The organism is Pseudomonas sp. C1C7 (assembly GCF_013359595.1).
Lineage (GTDB): Bacteria > Pseudomonadota > Gammaproteobacteria > Pseudomonadales > Pseudomonadaceae > Aquipseudomonas.
Map to the genome: position 1 here is coordinate 29,116 of NZ_JABFMP010000030.1, position 17,878 is coordinate 46,993.

Genomic DNA, 17,878 nt, shown 5'->3' on the forward strand with positions numbered 1-17,878 from the left:
TGTGTTCACCACAAAACCTGTGGGAGCTGGCTTGCCAGCGATGGCGGCCTGACAGCCAGCTCGATTTCACGGATATACCCAAAACCACTGTGTGGGCTTGCTCGCGAAAGCGGTGTGTCAGTCGACATAAGCAGTGGCTGACCCGACGCCTTCGCGGGCAAGCCCGCTCTAACAAGGGATGGCTATTGAGTCTGCAGATTCTCGATCAGCCACTCGCTGAAGCTGCGCGCATTGGTCTCACTGTCCCGATGCGTCAGCAGCGCCCAATTGGGGCCGCGGATGGTTTGTTCCACCAGTGGTTGTAACTGCCCATTCGCGCGCGCCTGCCGACTCAACAACTGACTGACCAACGCAATCCCAAGCCCCGCACAAGCCGCATCCAACAGCAACCCCGGATCGGAGAAGTTCAGCCCCTGGTCCTGTTGCCCGACATCAATCCCCGATTCCACCGCCCAATGACTCCAATCCATCTCCCGTTCGCCATGCAGGGTCGTGCGCTGCTCTAGCGGTAGCGCCAACAAACCCGGGTGACACGCCGGATAAAGCCGATCGGTACACAGCACCTTGAAGCTGCACTCCGCCTGGGAGCTGATGTCATCACGCACGGCGATGTCGATGGTCTGGGTGGCCATGTCCGGCACTTCATCGGTGCTGAAAATCCACAGATCGACCTGCGGATGCCGACGGCGCAAATCCCCAAGACGCGGCAGCAGCCAGTGACGGGCGAAGGCCGGGGTGGTGTTGAGCACCAGTTGGTTGGGTTTCTGATACTGCCCGAGCCTGCGAATGCCCACCGCCAGTTGCTGCAGCATCGCCTGGGTGGTGCTCAGCAGGTCGTGGCCGGCGTCGGTCAGGCTGACGCTGCGTCCGCTGCGGAAAAACAGCGGCTGCTCAAGGTACGCCTCGAGGCTGCGGATCTGCTGGCTGATGGCCGACTGGGTCAGGTGCAGCTCCTCGGCGGCCTTGTGAAAACTGCCCAGGCGGGCGGCGGCTTCAAAGCCGCGCAGGGTGCTGAGCGGCGGCCAGTGCTTGAGCATATTGATAAGTTCCTCTAATCACTTTTCTGCAAAATCCATCGTTTGTTCGCCCGTTTTACGCGCCGTAGCATGCATGCCAAGACTGTCAAGGCAGTTTTCATTGAACACAATGGCTTAACTAAAGGGCTTTTTATCATGCAGCAGAACGAGATGGGAAACAGCGGTTGGATGATGCCGGCGGAGTGGGTCCGCCATGCCGCCACCTGGATGGTCTGGCCGCACAACAAGGAACTCTGGGAGTCGGGCTGGCGTGTGACCTTGGCCCAGGTTCAGCAGGATTTCGCCGGCGTGGCCAACGCCATTGCCCGTTTCGAACCGGTGAAAATGGTCGTCGATCCGTCCGCCGTCGCCAGCGCCAAGGCCCTGTGCGGTCCGAACATCGAGCTGATAGAACTTTCGGTGAACGACAGCTGGTGCCGCGACTCCGGTCCAAGCTTCGTCTGCCACCCGCAACAAGGTCTGGCCGGGGTCAGCTGGCGCTTCAACGCCTGGGGTGGCAAGTCGGCCCATGACCTGGACGAAGGCCTGGCGCGTCGCGTGCTCAATCATCTGGGCCTGCCGTGCTTCGGCACGCCGCTGAGCAACGAAGGCGGCGCCATTCATGTCGACGGCGAAGGCACGCTGATCACCACCGAATCGGTGCTGCTCAACCCCAACCGCAACCCGGGCGTGAGCAAGGCCGAGATGGAAGAGATCTTCAGCCGCCTGCTGGGCGTGAAGAAAACCATCTGGCTGCCGGGCGATCCGGACTACGTCACCGGCGACATGACCGACGGCCACGTCGATGGCGTCTGCGCCTTCGCTCGCCCCGGTGTATTGCTGGTGGACGCCACCCGCGACCAGAACTCGGTGTACGCCGAAGTCGCCCGGGAAAATCGCCGCGCCCTGGAACTGGCCACCGATGCGCGTGGGCGCAAGTTCGACATGATCGAGCTGTTCGAGGCCAGCGAAGCGGTGGACACTGAAGCCGAAGTGTTCTGCGCCTCCTACACCAACTTCTACATCGCCAACGACGCGATCATCATGCCGGCCTATGGCATCGCCGCCGATGACGTCGCCGCGCAAACCCTGGCCCAGGCCTTCCCCGGGCGCGAAGTGGTGCCGGTGCGCATCAACCATCTGGCCCATGGCGGCGGCGGGGTGCATTGCATCACCCAACAGCAACCGGCCTGGCCGGTGGAGGGTTGATGCCATGACGATTCTGACCGTCGCCACCACCCAGATGCCTTGCACCTGGGACCTGAAAGGTAACCTTGATCAGGCGGAGCAACTGGTCCGCGAAGCCGCCGCCAAGGAAGCCCAGGTGATCCTGTTGCAGGAGCTCTTCGCCACGCCGTATTTCTGCATCGAGCAAAGCCACCAGCACCTGGCCCTGGCCGAGACCTTCGGCGACAGCACCGTGCTCAAGCGCTTCGCCGCGCTGGCCCGGGAGCTGGGCGTGGTGCTGCCCCTGAGCTGGTTCGAGAAGGCCGGCAACGCCTACTTCAATTCCCTGTGCGTGGCCGATGCCGACGGGCGCCTGCTGGGGGTGTACCGCAAGACCCATATCCCCAACGCCATCGGCTATCAGGAGAAGGAATACTTCAGCCCCGGCGACACCGGTTTCCGGGTCTGGGACACCGCGTTCGGGCGCATCGGCGTGGGCATTTGCTGGGATCAGTGGTTCCCCGAAACCGCCCGCTGCCTGGCCCTGATGGGCGCTGAAGTGCTGCTGTTCCCGACGGCCATCGGCTCCGAGCCTGGCTGCGCGACGCTGGACTCGCGCGATCACTGGCAGATGACCATGCGCGGTCACGCGGCCGCGAACATTCTGCCGGTGGTGGCGTCCAACCGCGTCGGCCGGGAAACGGCGACCACGGATCCGACCTTGCAGATGAGCTTCTACGGCTCGTCCTTCATCAGTAACCACAAGGGCAAACTGCTCGTCGAGGCCGACCGCGACAGCACCGGTGTGCTGGTGCACGGCCTGGACCTTGCGGCCATGCGCGAAGAGCGCCTGAGCTGGGGCATCTACCGCGACCGTCGCCCGGAAATGTACGGGGCCATGCTGGGCCTGGACGGTCGCCACATCCATGCACGCTGGAATGCCCAGGGGGTCTGACATGCGTACCTTCAATCGACTGCTGCCCGCCGTCCTCGCACTGGCGGTCAGCGCCGCGGCACCTGCGCTGCATGCCGAGGAGAAAACCCTGCGGCTGTACAACTGGGCCGACTATTTCGCCGAGGACACCCTGAGCCGTTTCACTGCTGAAACGGGGATCAAGGTGATCTACGACGTCATGGACGGCAGCGAAACCCTGGAAGCCAAGATGCTCGCCGGTGGCAGCGGTTACGACCTGATCTTCCCCGGCGACACCGTGGCCGAGCGCCTGATGCGCGCCGGCAGCCTGTTGCCCCTGGACCGCTCGAAACTCACCGAACTGTCGGACATCGAGCCGGGCCTGCAAAAACTGCGCGGGCAATACGAGCACTCCAGCGCGGCCACCGTGCCCTACACCTGGGGCACCATCGGCCTGACCTACAACCAGGAGCAGATCAAAAAGCGCCTGCCCGATGCCCCGGTCAACAGCCTGGACATGCTGTTCAAACCGGAGCTGGCGGCGCAGTTCGCTGATTGCGGCATCTCGGTGATCGATTCCCCTGACGAGGTGCTGGCGGTGGTGCTCCACTACCTGGGCCGCGAACCGCGCAGCGCCAGGCCGGAGGACCTGAAGGCAGCCAGCGCCTTGCTGCAGAAACTGCGGCCGTACGTGCGCAAGTTCCAGTCGCAACCGGTGACGGACCTGGTGAACGGCAACCTGTGCCTGTCCCTGGGCTACAGCGGCGACATGACCCAGGCGCAGCGCACCGCGGATTCGGCCGGCAAGAAGACCACCTTCCAGTACCGCATTCCCAAGGAAGGCACGACGGTGTGGATGGACACCATGGCCATTCCCGTGGACGCCAAACACCCGGAATACGCCTATGCGTTCATCAACTTCGTCATGCGCCCGCAGAACATGGCGGCCATCAGCAACTTCACCGGCTACCCGACTTCCAACGCCAAGGCGCGGCCAGGTGTGGATGCGAGCATGCGCGACAACCCGGACATCTATATTGATGAAGCCACCTACGCGCGCCTGATCCCGGGCAAGGATATTCCCCAGGCCGACATGCGTGCCCGCATGCGCACCTGGACCAAGTTCAAAACGGCCACAAGCCAGTAAACCCGAACCCGTAGTCAAAGGCCGGCACGATCTGCCGGCCCATTTTCAGGAACACCTACATGTCGACGCGTCGCGAATTCATCAAACAGGTATCGGTGCTTGCCGGTATGGGAGCCGCTTTCACCGGGCTCGGCCTGTCACCCGCCGCCGTGCTGGCGGCCAGCGCAGAGCGTTGGTACATGCCCGATGAGGGCGACAAACATGAGCAGGCCTTCATCGCCTTCGGCGCCCAGGACGCGGTCTGGGAAGACTTCACCCCGGACGTGCAAGCGGCGCTCGGGCGCATCGCGCGGGCCATTGCCGACTATGAGCCGCTGACCGTGTTCTGCCGCAAGAGCGAACGGGACCTGGCCGAGGCGCATTGCGGCAGCGCCAATGTCACCTACGTCATCACCGAGCTGGACGACATCTGGATGCGCGACATCGGCGCCAATTTCGTGGTCGATGGCAAGGGCGGGCTGGGCGCCGTGGATTTCAACTTCAACGGCTGGGGCAACAAGCAGCGGCACGGCAAGGATGCGCGGCTGGCGGCGCTGATCGCCAGGAACGAGCAGGCCAGCTACCTGCGCAGCGAGCTGGTGGGCGAGGGCGGTGGCATCGAAGTGGACGGTCACGGCACCGGGATCATGACCGAAAGCAGCTGGATCAACGCCAACCGCAATCCCGACTGGACCAAGGCCGAGGTCGAGGAAGAGCTGAAATTCCGTCTGGGCCTGCGCAAGATCATCTGGCTGCCGGGGATCAAGGGCAAGGACATCACCGACGCCCATGTCGATTTCTATGCCCGTTTCGTCAAGCCGGGGGTGGTGATCGCCAACCTCGACACCGACCCGCGGTCCTACGACAACAAGGTCACCAAGGCCCATCTGGAGATCCTCAGGAACGCCACGGACGCCGATGGTCGCAAGCTGCAGGTGCACACCGTGTCGCCGCCGCTCAAGCCGCGCAAGAGCAAGTTCAGCCAGGGCAATGACGACTTTGCCGCCGGTTACATCAACTATTTCGTGATCAACGGGGCGATCATCGCACCGCAGTTCGGTGACAAGGAGGCCGACCGCAAGGCGTTCGACCTGCTGTCCAGGCTCTATCCGGATCGCGAAGTAGTGCAGCTCAATATCGACGCCATCGCCGCCGGTGGCGGGGGCATTCACTGTGTGACCAGTCATCAGCCAAGGGTCTAGCAGGGGGAGTGGGGGCGTCTGTTAGACTGGCGGACGTCCCTTTACCTTCCTCGAACAAGAGAGCCCCATGGCCAATCAAGACGTCGTCTTCTATCCCGATCCCGACCAGGATTCCATTTCCTCCGATGTTGCCGAGTTCAACGGCATCCTGATGACCACGCAGATCCCGACCCGCTTCGACGGTACCCTGGAACTGGGCGACATCACCGTGCAGAGCGAATGCACCCTGCAAGCGCTGAAGGTTGCACTGGAAGGCGCCGGCAGCTCCATGGACCGGGTCATGCACCTGACCATCTACCTCACCGACATGACCGACCGCGCCGCGTTCAACGAAGTCTACAAGCGCTTCTTCGCCAAGCCATGGCCAGTACGCGCCGCGGTCGGCGTTGCCGCCCTGGCGGTGGAAGGCATGCGCGTGGAAGTCGTGGCCATGGCCGCCAAGGCCTGATTCCCGCCAAACCTGGTCAGTAAAGCCAGACGCACTTACCTGTGGCGAGGGGGCGGTGCGACGTTTCGACAAGCCCCCTCGCCACAATTTCCTCCTCACTTGTGCATTCTCCCCACCACCCGGCAGCACACAGATGCCCGTCAGGCAATTCGCCGGTACAATGCGCCCCTCGACCGTGACCGCCTGACTAAAAAAACATATGTCCTTGCCCAAACATCACCTGGAATTGCTCAGCCCCGCCCGTGACGTGGCCATCGCCCGCGAGGCGATCCTGCATGGTGCCGACGCCGTCTACCTCGGCGGCCCGAGCTTCGGCGCACGCCACAACGCCTGCAACGAGGTGAGCGATATCGCCGGCCTGGTGGAATTCGCCCATCGCTATCACGCGCGGGTCTTCACCACCATCAACACCATCCTGCACGACAACGAGCTGGAGCCGGCGCGCAAGCTGATCCACGAGTTGTACGATGCCGGCGTCGATGCGCTGATCGTCCAGGACCTGGGCGTGATGGAACTGGACATCCCGCCGATCGAGCTGCACGCCAGCACCCAGACCGACATCCGCACCCTGGCCCGGGCGAAATTCCTCGATCAGGCCGGTTTCTCGCAACTGGTACTGGCCCGTGAGCTGAACCTGCAGGAAATCCGCGCCATCGCCGACGAGACCGAGGCGGCGATCGAGTTCTTCATTCACGGCGCGCTGTGCGTGGCGTTCTCCGGCCAGTGCAACATTTCCCACGCGCAGACCGGGCGCAGCGCCAACCGTGGCGACTGCTCCCAGGCCTGCCGTCTGCCGTACACCCTCAAGGACGACCAGGGTCGTGTGGTCGCCTACGAAAAACACCTGCTGTCGATGAAGGACAACAACCAGAGCGCCAACATCCGCGCCCTGGTGGAAGCCGGCGTGCGCTCGTTCAAGATCGAAGGGCGCTACAAGGACATGGGCTACGTGAAGAACATCACCGCCTACTACCGCCAGCGCCTGGACGATGTGCTCGAAGACCGCCCGGACCTGGCCCGCGCCTCCAGCGGCCGCACCGCGCACTTCTTCGTGCCCGATCCGGACAAGACCTTCCACCGTGGCAGCACCGACTACTTCGTGACCGACCGCAAGGTCGACATCGGCGCCTTCGATTCGCCGACCTTCACCGGCCTGCCGGTGGGTGTGGTGGAAAAGGTCGGCAAGCGCGATCTGACAGTGGTCACCCACGAGCCGCTGTCCAACGGCGACGGCCTCAACGTGCTGCTCAAGCGTGAAGTGGTCGGCTGGCGTACCAACATCGCCGAGCCCAAGGGTGAATTCGAGGAAGACGGCGAGAAGCGCTACCGCTACCGCGTCGAGCCCAACGAAATGCCGGAAGGCCTGTACAAGCTGCGTCCGAACCATCCGTTGAGCCGCAACCTGGACCACAACTGGCAGCAGGCCTTGCAGAAGACCTCCGCCGAGCGTCGCATCGGCGTGGCCTGGGTCGCGCGTCTGGACGAGCAGCGCCTGCAATTGACCGCCACCAGCGAGGAGGGCGTCAGCGCCAGCGTGACCCTGAACGGTCCGTTCGGTGTGGCCAACAAGCCGGAGCAGGCGCTGGAGCAGTTGCGCGACTTGCTGGGCCAACTCGGCACCACCGAGTACCACGCCACCGACATCAAGCTGGACGCGCCGCAGGCGTTCTTCATCCCCAACTCGCAGCTCAAGGCCCTGCGCCGCGAGGTGATCGAGGCGCTGACCGTGGCGCGGGTCAAGGCGCATCCGCGCGGCGGTCGCAAGGCCGAGGCCACGCCACCGCCGGTGTACCCGGAATCGCACCTGTCGTTCCTGGCCAACGTCTACAACCAGAAGGCCCGGGATTTCTATCACCGTCACGGGGTGAAATTGATCGACGCGGCGTACGAGGCCCATGAGGAGCCGGGCGAAGTGCCGGTGATGATCACCAAGCACTGCCTGCGCTTCTCCTTCAACCTGTGCCCGAAACAGGCCAAGGGCGTGACCGGCGTGAAGACCAAGGTCGCACCGATGCAACTGATCCACGGCGATGAAGTGCTGACCCTGAAGTTCGACTGCAAGCCGTGCGAGATGCACATCATCGGCAAGATGAAAGGCCACATCCTCAACATGCCGCAGCCTGGCAGCGTGCAGCCCGTGGTCGGCTACATCAGCCCCGAAGACCTGCTCAAAACCATCCCCCGCGCCCCGCACTAAGTCCACTCGGCTACCTGCAGGCGCTGTGTAGGAGCTGTGTAGGAGCTGTGTAGGAGCTGTCGAGTGAAACGAGGCTGCGATCTTTTAATTGTTTAAAAGCAAAATCAAAAGATCGCAGCCTTCGGCAGCTCCTACAGAAATAATGCGTTATGTCGCGTCCCCTTGTGGGAGCGAGCCTGCTCGCGATGCCTTCTGCCCCCCCCCAAACTGGCGGCCCGCCAAGGCTGTGCTAGCGTCTTGAGGTCATCCCTTATTTGCGAGCTTCTGCCATGGACGAGACAATCGTTAATGTAACCACCGAGAAGTTCAACGCACTTATTGCAGTCGTGCAGGCTTATGGTGTCGCTTTTGCGGTCAAAGTGCTGGTCGCCATCGGTTTCTGGATCGTCGGCCGCTGGCTGATCGGATTTGCCGTCGGCATGGTGCAAAAGGCCCTCGGCAAGCAGAAGGTCGATCCGACCGTGCTGCGTTATGTCGGCTCGGCCATCACCGTCACCCTGAACATCATTCTGGTCATCGCCATCCTCGGCTACCTGGGCATGCAGACCACCACCTTCGCGGCACTGCTCGCCGCGGTCGGCCTGGCGATCGGCATGGCCTGGTCGGGGCTGCTGGCGAATCTTGCGGCCGGCGCCTTCATCATCGTGCTGCGGCCGTTCAAGGTCGGCGATTTCATCTGTGCCGGCGGCGTGACCGGTACGGTAATGGAGATCGGCCTGTTCGCCACCTCGATCAACACCCCGGACAACGTGCTGACCCTGGTGGGCAACAACAAGATCTTCAGCGACAACATCCAGAACTACACCCACAACCCGTTCCGCCGGGTCGAGCTCAAGGCTCAGCTGTCCGGTGCCGCTGACTGGAAAGCCGCGGCGGCCTTGCTGAAAGAGAAAATCGCCGCCGTTCCCAACGTGCTGGAAACCCCGGCGATCGACGTGGAGATTCTCGAGTTCAACCTGGTCGGCCCGGTGCTGGCGGTGCGTCCGTACTGCCACAACGAGCATTACTGGCAGGTGTATTTCGACACCAACCGCATCATCAAGGATGCCCTCGGCGAAGCCGGTTTCCCGGCGCCAATGCCGGCGCAGACGGTGATCTTCCAGCAAGGCGCCGCGTTGCCGGGACCGCTTGCAGGCAAGTAAGGCCGCTTCATGGCTCAGCGTTGGCGGTTTCGGCCGCCAATGCGATTGATCAACAGCAAGCAACCTCCGACCAGCAACGCCGCCGCGGCCACGAGCAAAGGGGAAGGGCGTTGCGCGAATGTCTGGAGCGGCCGTGCATCTATCCTGGCCAGCGCAATATCGACCCGGGCGCGAAAGGGCTCCGGGCTCAGTTCCAGGCGTGCGCCATCGCCCAGGGTCAAGGTCAGGTCCTCGACAATGCCGGCAATCCGGCCGGGAAACACCGGCTCGCCCGTCGGGTCGAGCTGATCGTAGAAAAACTGCTGACCCTCGAGCCAGCCGACGGCGGTCTGCAGTTCGGGGCCCAGGTAGTATTTGCCATCAAGGAAAAAACCCGGAAAGTGATGCGCGCGCTCGACACTGTCGACGACGTAACGCTCGCCCGGCTTCATGCCGGTGGCTGGAGCAATCATGGTGCGGTCCTCCGTGTTGTAAGCGATCAACTGAAAAGCCCGCCATCAATAGCGCGGGCTTTGCGGTTTTTGCCAAGTGGGGCCTTTCACCGATCAGCTCCCGGTGCCCTTGCCATCACCACCGCCTTTGGAGCCGCCTGCCGGAGCCGGTCCGTTGTCGGTGGTGCCTGCATCGGCGCCGTTGGTTGCCGAGCCGGTCTTGCCATCGATGCCTTTGGTCATGCTGCCGCCATCTGTGCCGGTGCCGACACTGTTCGATTCATCGCCTTGCGGCTGTGCGGTGCCGGGTGGAAGGGCAGAGCCCTCGGTGGTCTTCTCGGCGGCCAGGGCGCTCAGGGAACTGGCGGACAACAGGCCGGCGAGTGCCAGGGCGATTAATTTGCTGTTGATCATTTGAGTCTTCCTTGCTGAGTGGATGTATCCATTGGAAGAATCGCCCGGAGTGAAAGTGCAGCGCAGCGGACGAGCGGCAGTGCGGTCATGCCACCGAGCCTGAGGTTGGCGCGATATTTGTGGGACAACACAATACCTGTAGGGGCGAGGCTTGCCCGCGAAGGCGTCAGCACAGTCGACATCGATGTTGGATGTGCCGGCCTCTTCGCGGGCAAGCCTCGCTCCTACAGGGGGCGGGGCGCGGAATGTCAGTTGCCGTCGGCCACCTTGCGCTCGATTTCGTCAACCTTGCGCTGGACTTCATCAGCCTCGGGTTCGTCGTCGGAAGACGGAGTGGCAGGCAGGGGTTCATCCGGGATGTCAGCAGGATCATGGTCGTTCATGAGGGCTTCCTCCAGTGTGTTCACATTGGATGAAGCACCACGGGGCGAGTTCGAGTTTATCGCCGGCCGGTTGTTCGACGCTGGAAGACCGCCCGCAACCCAAGGCAAATCATCGCCCCGAGAAACGCCAACGCCATGTCCTTCTGCGAATCCCAGATGTCCTTCTGGGTAGCGACGAAGGCTTCGGCCTGATCGTCGCCCAGGTACTAACAGGGGCAGCCAGGACGATGGCCACCGCTGTCGCCAGCAGGATCGCTGCCTGGACAGGGGTGGCCGACTCCAGCGTGGCAGGTTCGTTACGAGGCGCGAGACTCAAAACGCGCCGGAGCCGAAATAGATGAAGGTCACGGCTGCGGCAATGGCGAACGCGCCCAGGGCTTTGGAGGCGAAACGATGCGCTCGGGAAGAACCGGTCGATCGCGGCAGATGTGTGCCGGAATACACCGGGCGGCTGAAGTAGCCGTCCATGGTGGCCTTGTAGGTGAAGCGCAGGCCGATGATCAGAAACAGCACGATCAGGCTGATGACGATCGCCTGGATAATCGTCGGATCGACCGTGGGTTTGGGCAATTCTTCTTCGCAGGCGGTGCTGAAGTCTTCGGCGATGCTGATGCGCCCGTCATCCAGCGAGGCCAGCAACGGGCCCTGGCCACCGGGCAGGTTGAGGTCCCGCGCCTGATACTTCCAGAGCGTGGCCGAGCCTTCCCGGCAATAGGTGAAACCGCTCGGATTGGAGGCGACGATGATGCAGGCGTCGTTGATTCCGTGTTTCTTCAAGGTCTCGGTGGCCGACCTTGTGAAGTCCAGCTCCAGGACGGGAATGCTGCCATTGGCGAGCGCGCCGGCGGACACCACCAGGCTTCCCAAGAGACAAAGCGTCGAGATGTTCAAGGTTATATCCTTGTTTTTATTGGTTTTTTACTTTGCTGGTGAGTGCTGCGCTTCGTCCCTTGAGTAAGTCTAGTTTGCAAATGGCGGCTTGATGTTCAAATTGTGTGAAGCCAATCACGTATTTTACTGGCGCGGGGTGGGGCGACAGACGACATGGCGGACTTCGCCGGGCTGTGCCTTACTCGGGGATTGAGCCGCCTGCCGAAGAAGACGAAAAGCATCATGCACAAGGACATCACGGGTTCGACACCCGCGCAGGGCACGGACTCTGCCTCTGATTTTATCGACGGGAAAATCCGCGAACTCAACGACTGGCGCGGTCAGACACTGGCCCGGGTGAGGGCGCTCATCAAGCAGGCCGACCCCGATGTGGTGGAGGAAGTGAAGTGGCGGGGCGTGCCGGTCTGGTCACACGACGGGATCATCTGCACCGGTGAAACCTACAAGCAGGCGGTGAAATTGACCTTTGCCAAGGGCGCGGCGCTGGAGGATCCGTCGGGGTTGTTCAATGCCAGCCTTGAAGGCAATACCCGGCGGGCGATCGATCTGCATGAAGGCGACAGCATCGACGGAGCCGCGCTCGAGGCCCTGATCCGCGCGGCCATACAACTCAACATCGCCAAACACAAATAGCCCGCTACACCTGTCCCCTGTAGGCGCGAGCATGCTCGCGATGCAATCCCAGGCACCGCGGGGCATCAGGCTGCCAGCGTTATCGTTAACGACCATTCGCGGGCAAGCCTCGCTCCCACAGGTCCAGCGCCCCACAGGTGCTGAATCAACCCCGCTTGGGCAACGTCCAATTCGGCCGAATGAAATGGCAGGTGTAGCCGTTCGGATAGTGCTCCAGGTAATCCTGGTGCTCCGGTTCCGCTTCCCAGAACGGGCCGGCCGGTTCGATCTCGGTGACCACCTTGCCGGGCCAGAGGCCGGAGGCGTCGACGTCTGCCACCGTGTCCTGCGCGACGTGCTTCTGCTCTTCGCTCAGGTAATAGATCGCCGAGCGATAGCTGGTCCCCAGGTCATTGCCCTGGCGGTTTTTCGTACTCGGATCGTGGATCTGGAAGAAAAACTCGAGGATCTTGCGATAACTGATCCGCGCCGGATCGAAGATGATTTCGATCGCTTCGGCGTGGGTGCCATGGTTGCGGTAGGTCGCATTGGCTACATCGCCGCCGGAGTAGCCCACCCGCGTGGCCAGCACGCCGGGGTAGCGCCGCAACAGATCCTGCATGCCCCAGAAGCAGCCGCCGGCCAGGATGGCGGTTTCGGTGTTCGTCGTCATGTACGCATCTCCCGTCAGTGAGCGACCCCGGTGATCGGGGCCGTCAGACCATCATTGCATCTTGCCGTGATCCATCATGCTGTGGTCCATCTTGCTGTGATCCATGGTGTTGAGCGCACGGGCGTCCGCCTCGACCTTGATCGTTTCCTTCTCGCCCTTGGCGTTTTCCACGGTCAGGGTCAGCGGCACCTTGCTGCCATCGGCCACCTGGGCGGTCAGGTCCATCAGCATGATGTGATAACCATTCGGATCGAAGCTTACCGGCTTGCCGGCCGGCAGGGCGACGGACTCGACCTGACGCATGCTCATCACGTCGTCCTTCATGGTCGACTGGTGAATCTGCACCAGCTTGGCCACCGGCGACTCGACGCTCACCAACTTGCTGTCGCTGTCGGCCTGCAGGGTCATGAACGCGCCGGTCGAGTGCTGGCCGGTCACGGTGGCGCGGACCCAGGCGTCATTCACCCGGGTTTGCGCGGATGCCTGCCACGCCAGGCCAATCAGGGACATTCCCAGCACAAGCTGTTTGATACGTGCTGCGCAAAGCGAAGTCATCAGCAGACCTCCATGACGGTGAGCAGGTCTTCTGCGCACTCTTGAGCGGTAAGGGACGCGGACAGGCCCAGGCGCAGATTGCCCCGGGAGTCGAACACGAAACTGGTGGCGGTGTGGGACAGGGTGTAGGTGTCGCCGCTCGGGACCTTCTCGAAGAATACGCCGAACTCTTTGGCAACGGCGGCGGTTTCTTCCAGCGTGCCGTACAGCGCCTCGAAACTCGGGTCGAAGGCCTTGACGTACTTGTCGAGCAACTCGGGGGTATCGCGCTCCGGGTCCAGGGTGATGAAGACCACCTGCAGGCGCTCGCCATCGCGGCCCATCAGTTTCTTCGCCTGGGCCGCGCGGGCCAGCGTGGTCGGGCAGACCGCCGGGCATTGGGTGAAACCGAAGAAGATCATCGGCATCAGGCCCCGGTAGCTGCCGAGCATCCGGGTTTCGCCCTGGGAGTCCGTGAGTTTGAAGGAACGGCCCATGATCTTGTCGCTCAGATCCTTGCCGTACTTGAACGACAGCTTGCTGCTGTCATCGCAGCCGGCAAGCAGGCCGAGGCTCAGCAGGCTCATGCCCTGCAGGACCGAACGGCGGGAATACAACGTACTCATGGAAATAAAGCTTCCTGTGTAGCGACAGAAATAAACACAGTGCCTGACAGACCAGGCGGAAAAAAGCGCAGGGATGTTAACAAACTGTTGTCCGATTGCGCCTAATCGATCGCCCGCCGGTACTGCGCCAAATGGTCGCGGGCACGCGCTACACAGGCATACAAAAGCCCGTCGCGCGGACACATTGCAGATACATTCCTGCGCTTTCATGGGGGCGTCCAATCCCCACGGAGTTCATTGTCATGTTCGGCAAACTGCAAAAGGCCACCCGGTTTTTCCGCGAGAGCGCACGGCTGATGGTGGGCGTCCCCGATTACGACAACTACGTCGCGCAAATGGCCCTCAAGTCGCCAGGCGAGCCGGTGATGAGTTATGAGGACTTCTTCCGCGAGCGCCAGGAAGCCCGGTTCGGGCGGGGGAAGTGCAATACGCGGTGTTGCTGAAAACGGCGGAGCGGGCAGGTGATGGGGTCCGCTCGCCAGAGGTTCTTGGTTCGACCAAAGAGTATTTGCACTTTTATAAAGCGCCAGGTTCGCCAGCGTGCACCAGCGCGTAGCGATTTCCAGGCTGCTCCCCGCACCAGAATTCGCTCAAACCCCGCCATCGCCCATCCGCATCATCGCCTCGAAACCCATATAAACCGCACCCTCCAGCCGATCTCTCCAACGCCAATAAGCCAACTGGCACAACCCCTGCATTAACCCCCTCAAGCCCTCTCGGTCAACGACGATCGATCAACCGCACAGGTCGTGGGCAATATCGGTGGATCAGGCATGGCCGTCTGGTTTCGACACCGCAAAAGAACAGGCAAAGACGCCTGGAACCGTAAGGTTTCAGGCGTTTTTTTTTTGCTTTTTGAACCGTGATTGGCAGGGTCGTTTATGAATTCCAATGTAGCCACGTTGAACAAGCTGCAAACGCTGGTCGTGATCGGCAACGGCATGGTCGGACATCATTGTGTCGAGCAACTGATCGAGCGCGGTGCCCTTGACCGCTATAGCCTGCATGTTTTCAGCGAAGAGCCGATGCGTGCCTACGACCGTGTGCACCTGTCCGAATACTTCACCGGTCGCGATGCCGAGTCGCTGGCATTGAGCGAGGCGTCCTTGTACGAGACGCCGGGCGTCACCCTGCATCTGGGTGTGCCGGTGCTGGAAATCGATCGCGAACAGCGTCAGGTGGTGACCGCCCAAGGTCGCCTGGCTTACGACAAGCTGGTGCTGGCCACCGGTTCCTATCCGTTCGTTCCGCCGATCGAAGGCGCCGAAGGCGAGTCGCGTCTGGTCTATCGCACCCTGGAAGATCTCGACGCCATCCGTGCCGCGGCGGCCAACGCCCGGCGCGGTGTGGTGGTGGGCGGTGGTCTGCTTGGTCTGGAAGCGGCCAACGCCCTGAAGAGTCTTGGCCTGGAAGCCCATGTGGTGGAGTTCGCCCCGCGCCTGATGCCGGTGCAACTGGATGACCTCGGTGGCCTGGCGCTCAAGGCGCAGATCGAACGGCTCGGCGTCGGTGTGCACCTGTCCCGCGCCACGCAATCGATCAGCGCGGGGGAGCAGTATCGCTACCGGATGAATTTCGCCAACGACGAATTCCTCGAAACCGACCTGGTGGTGTTCTCCGCCGGTATCCGCGCCCAGGATGCATTGGCCCGCCAATGCGCGCTGGAGATCGGTCCGCGCGGCGGGGTGGTGATCGACGACACCTGCGTGACCTGCGACCCCAACATCTACGCCATCGGCGAGTGCGCATCGTGGAACGGCAGCGTGTTCGGCCTGGTCGCCCCTGGCTACCAGATGGCGCGCAGTGTTGCCGCGCGCCTGTGCGATGACGCCGCCGAACCATTCCGTGGCGCCGACATGTCGACCAAGCTCAAGCTGCTCGGTGTCGACGTCGGTTCGATCGGCGACGCCCACGCCAACACCCCGGGTGCGCGCAGCTATCAGTTCATCGATGAAACCTCGGCCAGCTATCGCCGCCTGGTGGTGGACGCCAGCGGCAAGCACGTGCTCGGTGCGGTGCTGATCGGCGACAACAGCTACTACGACACGCTGCTGCAATACATGCAGAACGCGATTGCCTTGCCGGCGGAACCGGCGGGCCTGATCCTGCCGTCGTCCGAAGGGGCGCCAACCCTCGGCCCAGGCGCCTTGCCGGAATCGGCTACCGTCTGCTCGTGCCACAACGTGACCAAGGGCGCGATCTGCTCGGCCATCGACGGTGGATGCAGCGACCTGGGCGAACTCAAGTCGCAGACCAAGGCCTGCACCGGTTGCGGCGGTTGCGCCGGGCTGCTCAAGCAAGTCTTCGAGCACGAATTGATTGCCCGTGGTGTCAGCGTCGACAAGAGCCTGTGCGAGCACTTCGCCTACACCCGTCAGGAGCTGTATGCGCTGGTGCGGGTGGAAGGGGTGATCTCCTTCGAAGAACTGCTGGCCAAGCACGGTCGCGGCCACACCGGTTGCGACATCTGCAAACCCGCCGTGGGCTCGATCCTCGCGTCGTGCTGGAACCAGCCGATCATGGACCCGTCGCTGGTGCCGTTGCAGGACACCAACGACACCTTCATGGCCAACATGCAGAAGAACGGCACGTACTCGGTGGTGCCGCGCATTCCCGGCGGCGAGATCACTGCGGACAAGCTGATTGCCATCGGCGTCGTGGCGAAAAAATACGACCTCTACACCAAGATCACCGGCGGCCAGCGCATCGACCTGTTCGGCGCGCAGTTGCATCAGTTGCCGGACATCTGGGGCGAGTTGATCGAGGCCGGCTTCGAGACCGGCCACGCCTACGGCAAGTCGACCCGCACGGTGAAATCCTGCGTCGGCAGCACCTGGTGCCGCTACGGCGTGCAGGACAGCGTGCAGATGGCCTTGACCCTGGAAGACCGCTACAAGGGCCTACGTTCGCCGCACAAGCTCAAGTTCGCGGTGTCCGGCTGCACCCGTGAATGCGCCGAGGCGCAGAGCAAGGACGTGGGGGTAATCGCCACCGAGAAGGGCTGGAATCTGTACATCGCCGGCAACGGCGGCATGCGCCCGCGCCACGCCGAGCTGTTCGCCACCGACCTGGATGATGCGACGCTGATCCGCTACATCGACCGCTTCCTGATGTTCTACATCCGCACCGCCGACAAACTGCAGCGCACTTCGGTATGGCGCGAAAGCCTGGAAGGCGGCCTGGACTACCTCAAGGACGTGATCATCCACGACAGCCTGGGCCTGGGCGAAGAACTGGAGTCGCAGATGCAACTGGTGGTCAATCGCTATGAATGCGAGTGGGCCAATGCCCTCAAAGACCCGGAAAAACTCAAGCGCTTCCGCACCTTCGTCAACGACAAACGCCCGGACCCGGACATCCACTTTGTCCAGGAACGCGGCCAGCGGCGCCCGATCATGGCCGCCGAACTCAACCTCATCCCCGTCAAGGAGCGTGTCTGATGAATCAGTCCAATACCCAACGCGTTGCCCGTGCAGAAAATGTCAATGTCTGGGAGTCGGTGTGCAGCCAGCAGGATCTGGTGAATGACTCCGGCGTGGTGGTGTGGCTGGACGGCGCGCAGGTGGCGCTGTTCTACCTGCCGGGGGCGGAGGGCAAGACCCTCTATGCGATCGACAACCACGATCCGCAATCCGGGGCGAATGTAATTGGTCGCGGCCTGGTCGGCAGTATCAAGGGCGATCTGGTGGTGGCTTCGCCGATCTACAAACAGCATTTCCGTCTGGAAGACGGCAGCTGCCTGGAATACCCGGAACAGCGCCTGCGGGTGTGGCCGGCGCGGTTGAATGAGGGCAGGGTGGAAGTGGGTGTGGCCTGATTACTTACCTTGGCACAAACCAGACCCACTGTGTGGGAGCCTGCTCGCGATGAAGGTCAACGATAACGCGCACTGCCTGAATGCTCGCGTTGTCCTGAAACCCATCGCGAGCAAGCCCGCTCCCGCAGGGTTTTGTGCCGTTCACAATTTCCGGCGGTTGTACACCAAACCTGTAGGAGCGAGGCTTGCCCGCGAAGAGGCCGGCACATCCAACATCAATGCTGTCTGACCAGACGCCTTCGCAGGCAAGCCTTGCTCCTACAGGGGTTGTGTCGTTCACAAATCC

General features: G+C 62.4%; 20 protein-coding genes. 11 read left to right on the forward strand and 9 right to left on the reverse strand.

Features of this window, described 5'->3' with window-relative positions:
- Positions 1-182: 182 nt before the first annotated feature.
- A complete protein-coding gene (locus HNO86_RS22195) occupies positions 183-1,037 on the reverse strand; it encodes a LysR substrate-binding domain-containing protein (RefSeq protein WP_175379071.1) in 855 nt (284 codons plus the stop codon).
- 135 nt (positions 1,038-1,172) lie between these two features.
- On the opposite strand from HNO86_RS22195, the gene HNO86_RS22200 reads away from it, so the two are divergent.
- The 7 genes from HNO86_RS22200 (at position 1,173) to HNO86_RS22230 (ending at position 9,211) form a co-directional block, all read left to right on the forward strand.
- Positions 1,173-2,225, forward strand: coding sequence for an agmatine/peptidylarginine deiminase (locus HNO86_RS22200; RefSeq protein ID WP_175379072.1), 1,053 nt, complete (start codon positions 1,173-1,175; stop codon positions 2,223-2,225).
- Between the two features lie 4 nt (positions 2,226-2,229).
- A complete protein-coding gene (aguB, locus tag HNO86_RS22205) occupies positions 2,230-3,138 on the forward strand; it encodes an N-carbamoylputrescine amidase (protein ID WP_175379073.1) in 909 nt (302 codons plus the stop codon).
- 1 nt (position 3,139) lies between these two features.
- Entirely contained in the window at positions 3,140-4,243 is a 1,104-nt protein-coding gene (locus HNO86_RS22210; protein ID WP_175379074.1) for an extracellular solute-binding protein, read from the forward strand.
- 59 nt (positions 4,244-4,302) lie between these two features.
- Positions 4,303-5,424 carry an agmatine/peptidylarginine deiminase gene (locus HNO86_RS22215; protein ID WP_175379075.1) on the forward strand — a complete coding sequence of 374 codons (1,122 nt, stop codon included), beginning with the start codon at positions 4,303-4,305 and terminating at the stop codon, positions 5,422-5,424.
- A gap of 67 nt (positions 5,425-5,491) precedes the next feature.
- Complete coding sequence (locus tag HNO86_RS22220; protein WP_175379076.1) at positions 5,492-5,872, forward strand: RidA family protein; 381 nt, start codon at positions 5,492-5,494, stop codon at positions 5,870-5,872.
- A gap of 199 nt (positions 5,873-6,071) precedes the next feature.
- Positions 6,072-8,069 carry a U32 family peptidase gene (locus HNO86_RS22225; protein ID WP_175379077.1) on the forward strand — a complete coding sequence of 666 codons (1,998 nt, stop codon included), beginning with the start codon at positions 6,072-6,074 and terminating at the stop codon, positions 8,067-8,069.
- Between the two features lie 269 nt (positions 8,070-8,338).
- Positions 8,339-9,211, forward strand: coding sequence for a mechanosensitive ion channel family protein (locus HNO86_RS22230; protein ID WP_175379078.1), 873 nt, complete (start codon positions 8,339-8,341; stop codon positions 9,209-9,211).
- 14 nt (positions 9,212-9,225) lie between these two features.
- Here the strand turns inward: HNO86_RS22230 and HNO86_RS22235 are convergent, their stop codons facing one another.
- From HNO86_RS22235 to HNO86_RS22250, 5 genes are all read right to left on the reverse strand, one after another.
- Entirely contained in the window at positions 9,226-9,663 is a 438-nt protein-coding gene (locus tag HNO86_RS22235) for a short chain dehydrogenase (protein ID WP_175379079.1), read from the reverse strand.
- Positions 9,664-9,756: 93 nt separating this feature from the next.
- Positions 9,757-10,056, reverse strand: coding sequence for a hypothetical protein (locus HNO86_RS22240; protein ID WP_175379080.1), 300 nt, complete (start codon positions 10,054-10,056; stop codon positions 9,757-9,759).
- Between the two features lie 248 nt (positions 10,057-10,304).
- Positions 10,305-10,439, reverse strand: a complete 135-nt coding sequence (locus HNO86_RS30325; protein WP_256672717.1) for a hypothetical protein — start codon at positions 10,437-10,439, stop codon at positions 10,305-10,307.
- Between the two features lie 56 nt (positions 10,440-10,495).
- Positions 10,496-10,642 (reverse strand): DUF2238 domain-containing protein, encoded by a 147-nt coding sequence (locus HNO86_RS22245; RefSeq protein WP_175379123.1) that lies wholly within the window; start codon positions 10,640-10,642, stop codon positions 10,496-10,498.
- Between the two features lie 109 nt (positions 10,643-10,751).
- Positions 10,752-11,330 (reverse strand): hypothetical protein, encoded by a 579-nt coding sequence (locus HNO86_RS22250; RefSeq protein ID WP_175379081.1) that lies wholly within the window; start codon positions 11,328-11,330, stop codon positions 10,752-10,754.
- Between the two features lie 222 nt (positions 11,331-11,552).
- Between HNO86_RS22250 and HNO86_RS22255 the strand changes: the two genes are divergently transcribed.
- Entirely contained in the window at positions 11,553-11,963 is a 411-nt protein-coding gene (locus tag HNO86_RS22255; RefSeq protein ID WP_175379124.1) for a DUF1801 domain-containing protein, read from the forward strand.
- 145 nt (positions 11,964-12,108) lie between these two features.
- Here HNO86_RS22255 and msrA read toward each other — a convergent pair whose 3' ends face one another.
- The 3 genes from msrA to HNO86_RS22270 are packed head-to-tail and all read right to left on the reverse strand — an operon-like array spanning position 12,109 to position 13,775.
- Entirely contained in the window at positions 12,109-12,615 is a 507-nt protein-coding gene (gene msrA / locus HNO86_RS22260; protein WP_175379082.1) for a peptide-methionine (S)-S-oxide reductase MsrA, read from the reverse strand.
- 51 nt (positions 12,616-12,666) lie between these two features.
- Positions 12,667-13,170, reverse strand: a complete 504-nt coding sequence (locus HNO86_RS22265) for a copper chaperone PCu(A)C (protein ID WP_175379083.1) — start codon at positions 13,168-13,170, stop codon at positions 12,667-12,669.
- Entirely contained in the window at positions 13,170-13,775 is a 606-nt protein-coding gene (locus HNO86_RS22270; RefSeq protein WP_175379084.1) for an SCO family protein, read from the reverse strand. The genes HNO86_RS22265 and HNO86_RS22270 overlap by 1 nt, the downstream gene beginning before the upstream one ends.
- Before the next feature lie 242 nt (positions 13,776-14,017).
- On the opposite strand from HNO86_RS22270, the gene HNO86_RS22275 reads away from it, so the two are divergent.
- The 3 genes from HNO86_RS22275 (at position 14,018) to nirD (ending at position 17,592) form a co-directional block, all read left to right on the forward strand.
- The gene (locus HNO86_RS22275) at positions 14,018-14,218 is read left to right on the forward strand and encodes a YbdD/YjiX family protein (RefSeq protein WP_175379085.1); all 201 of its coding nucleotides are present in this window, start codon (positions 14,018-14,020) and stop codon (positions 14,216-14,218) included.
- Between the two features lie 438 nt (positions 14,219-14,656).
- Positions 14,657-17,215, forward strand: a complete 2,559-nt coding sequence (gene nirB, locus HNO86_RS22280; protein WP_175379086.1) for a nitrite reductase large subunit NirB — start codon at positions 14,657-14,659, stop codon at positions 17,213-17,215.
- Positions 17,215-17,592, forward strand: coding sequence for a nitrite reductase small subunit NirD (gene nirD, locus HNO86_RS22285; RefSeq protein ID WP_175379087.1), 378 nt, complete (start codon positions 17,215-17,217; stop codon positions 17,590-17,592). The genes nirB and nirD overlap by 1 nt, the downstream gene beginning before the upstream one ends.
- The last annotated feature ends 286 nt before the right edge of the window (positions 17,593-17,878 follow it).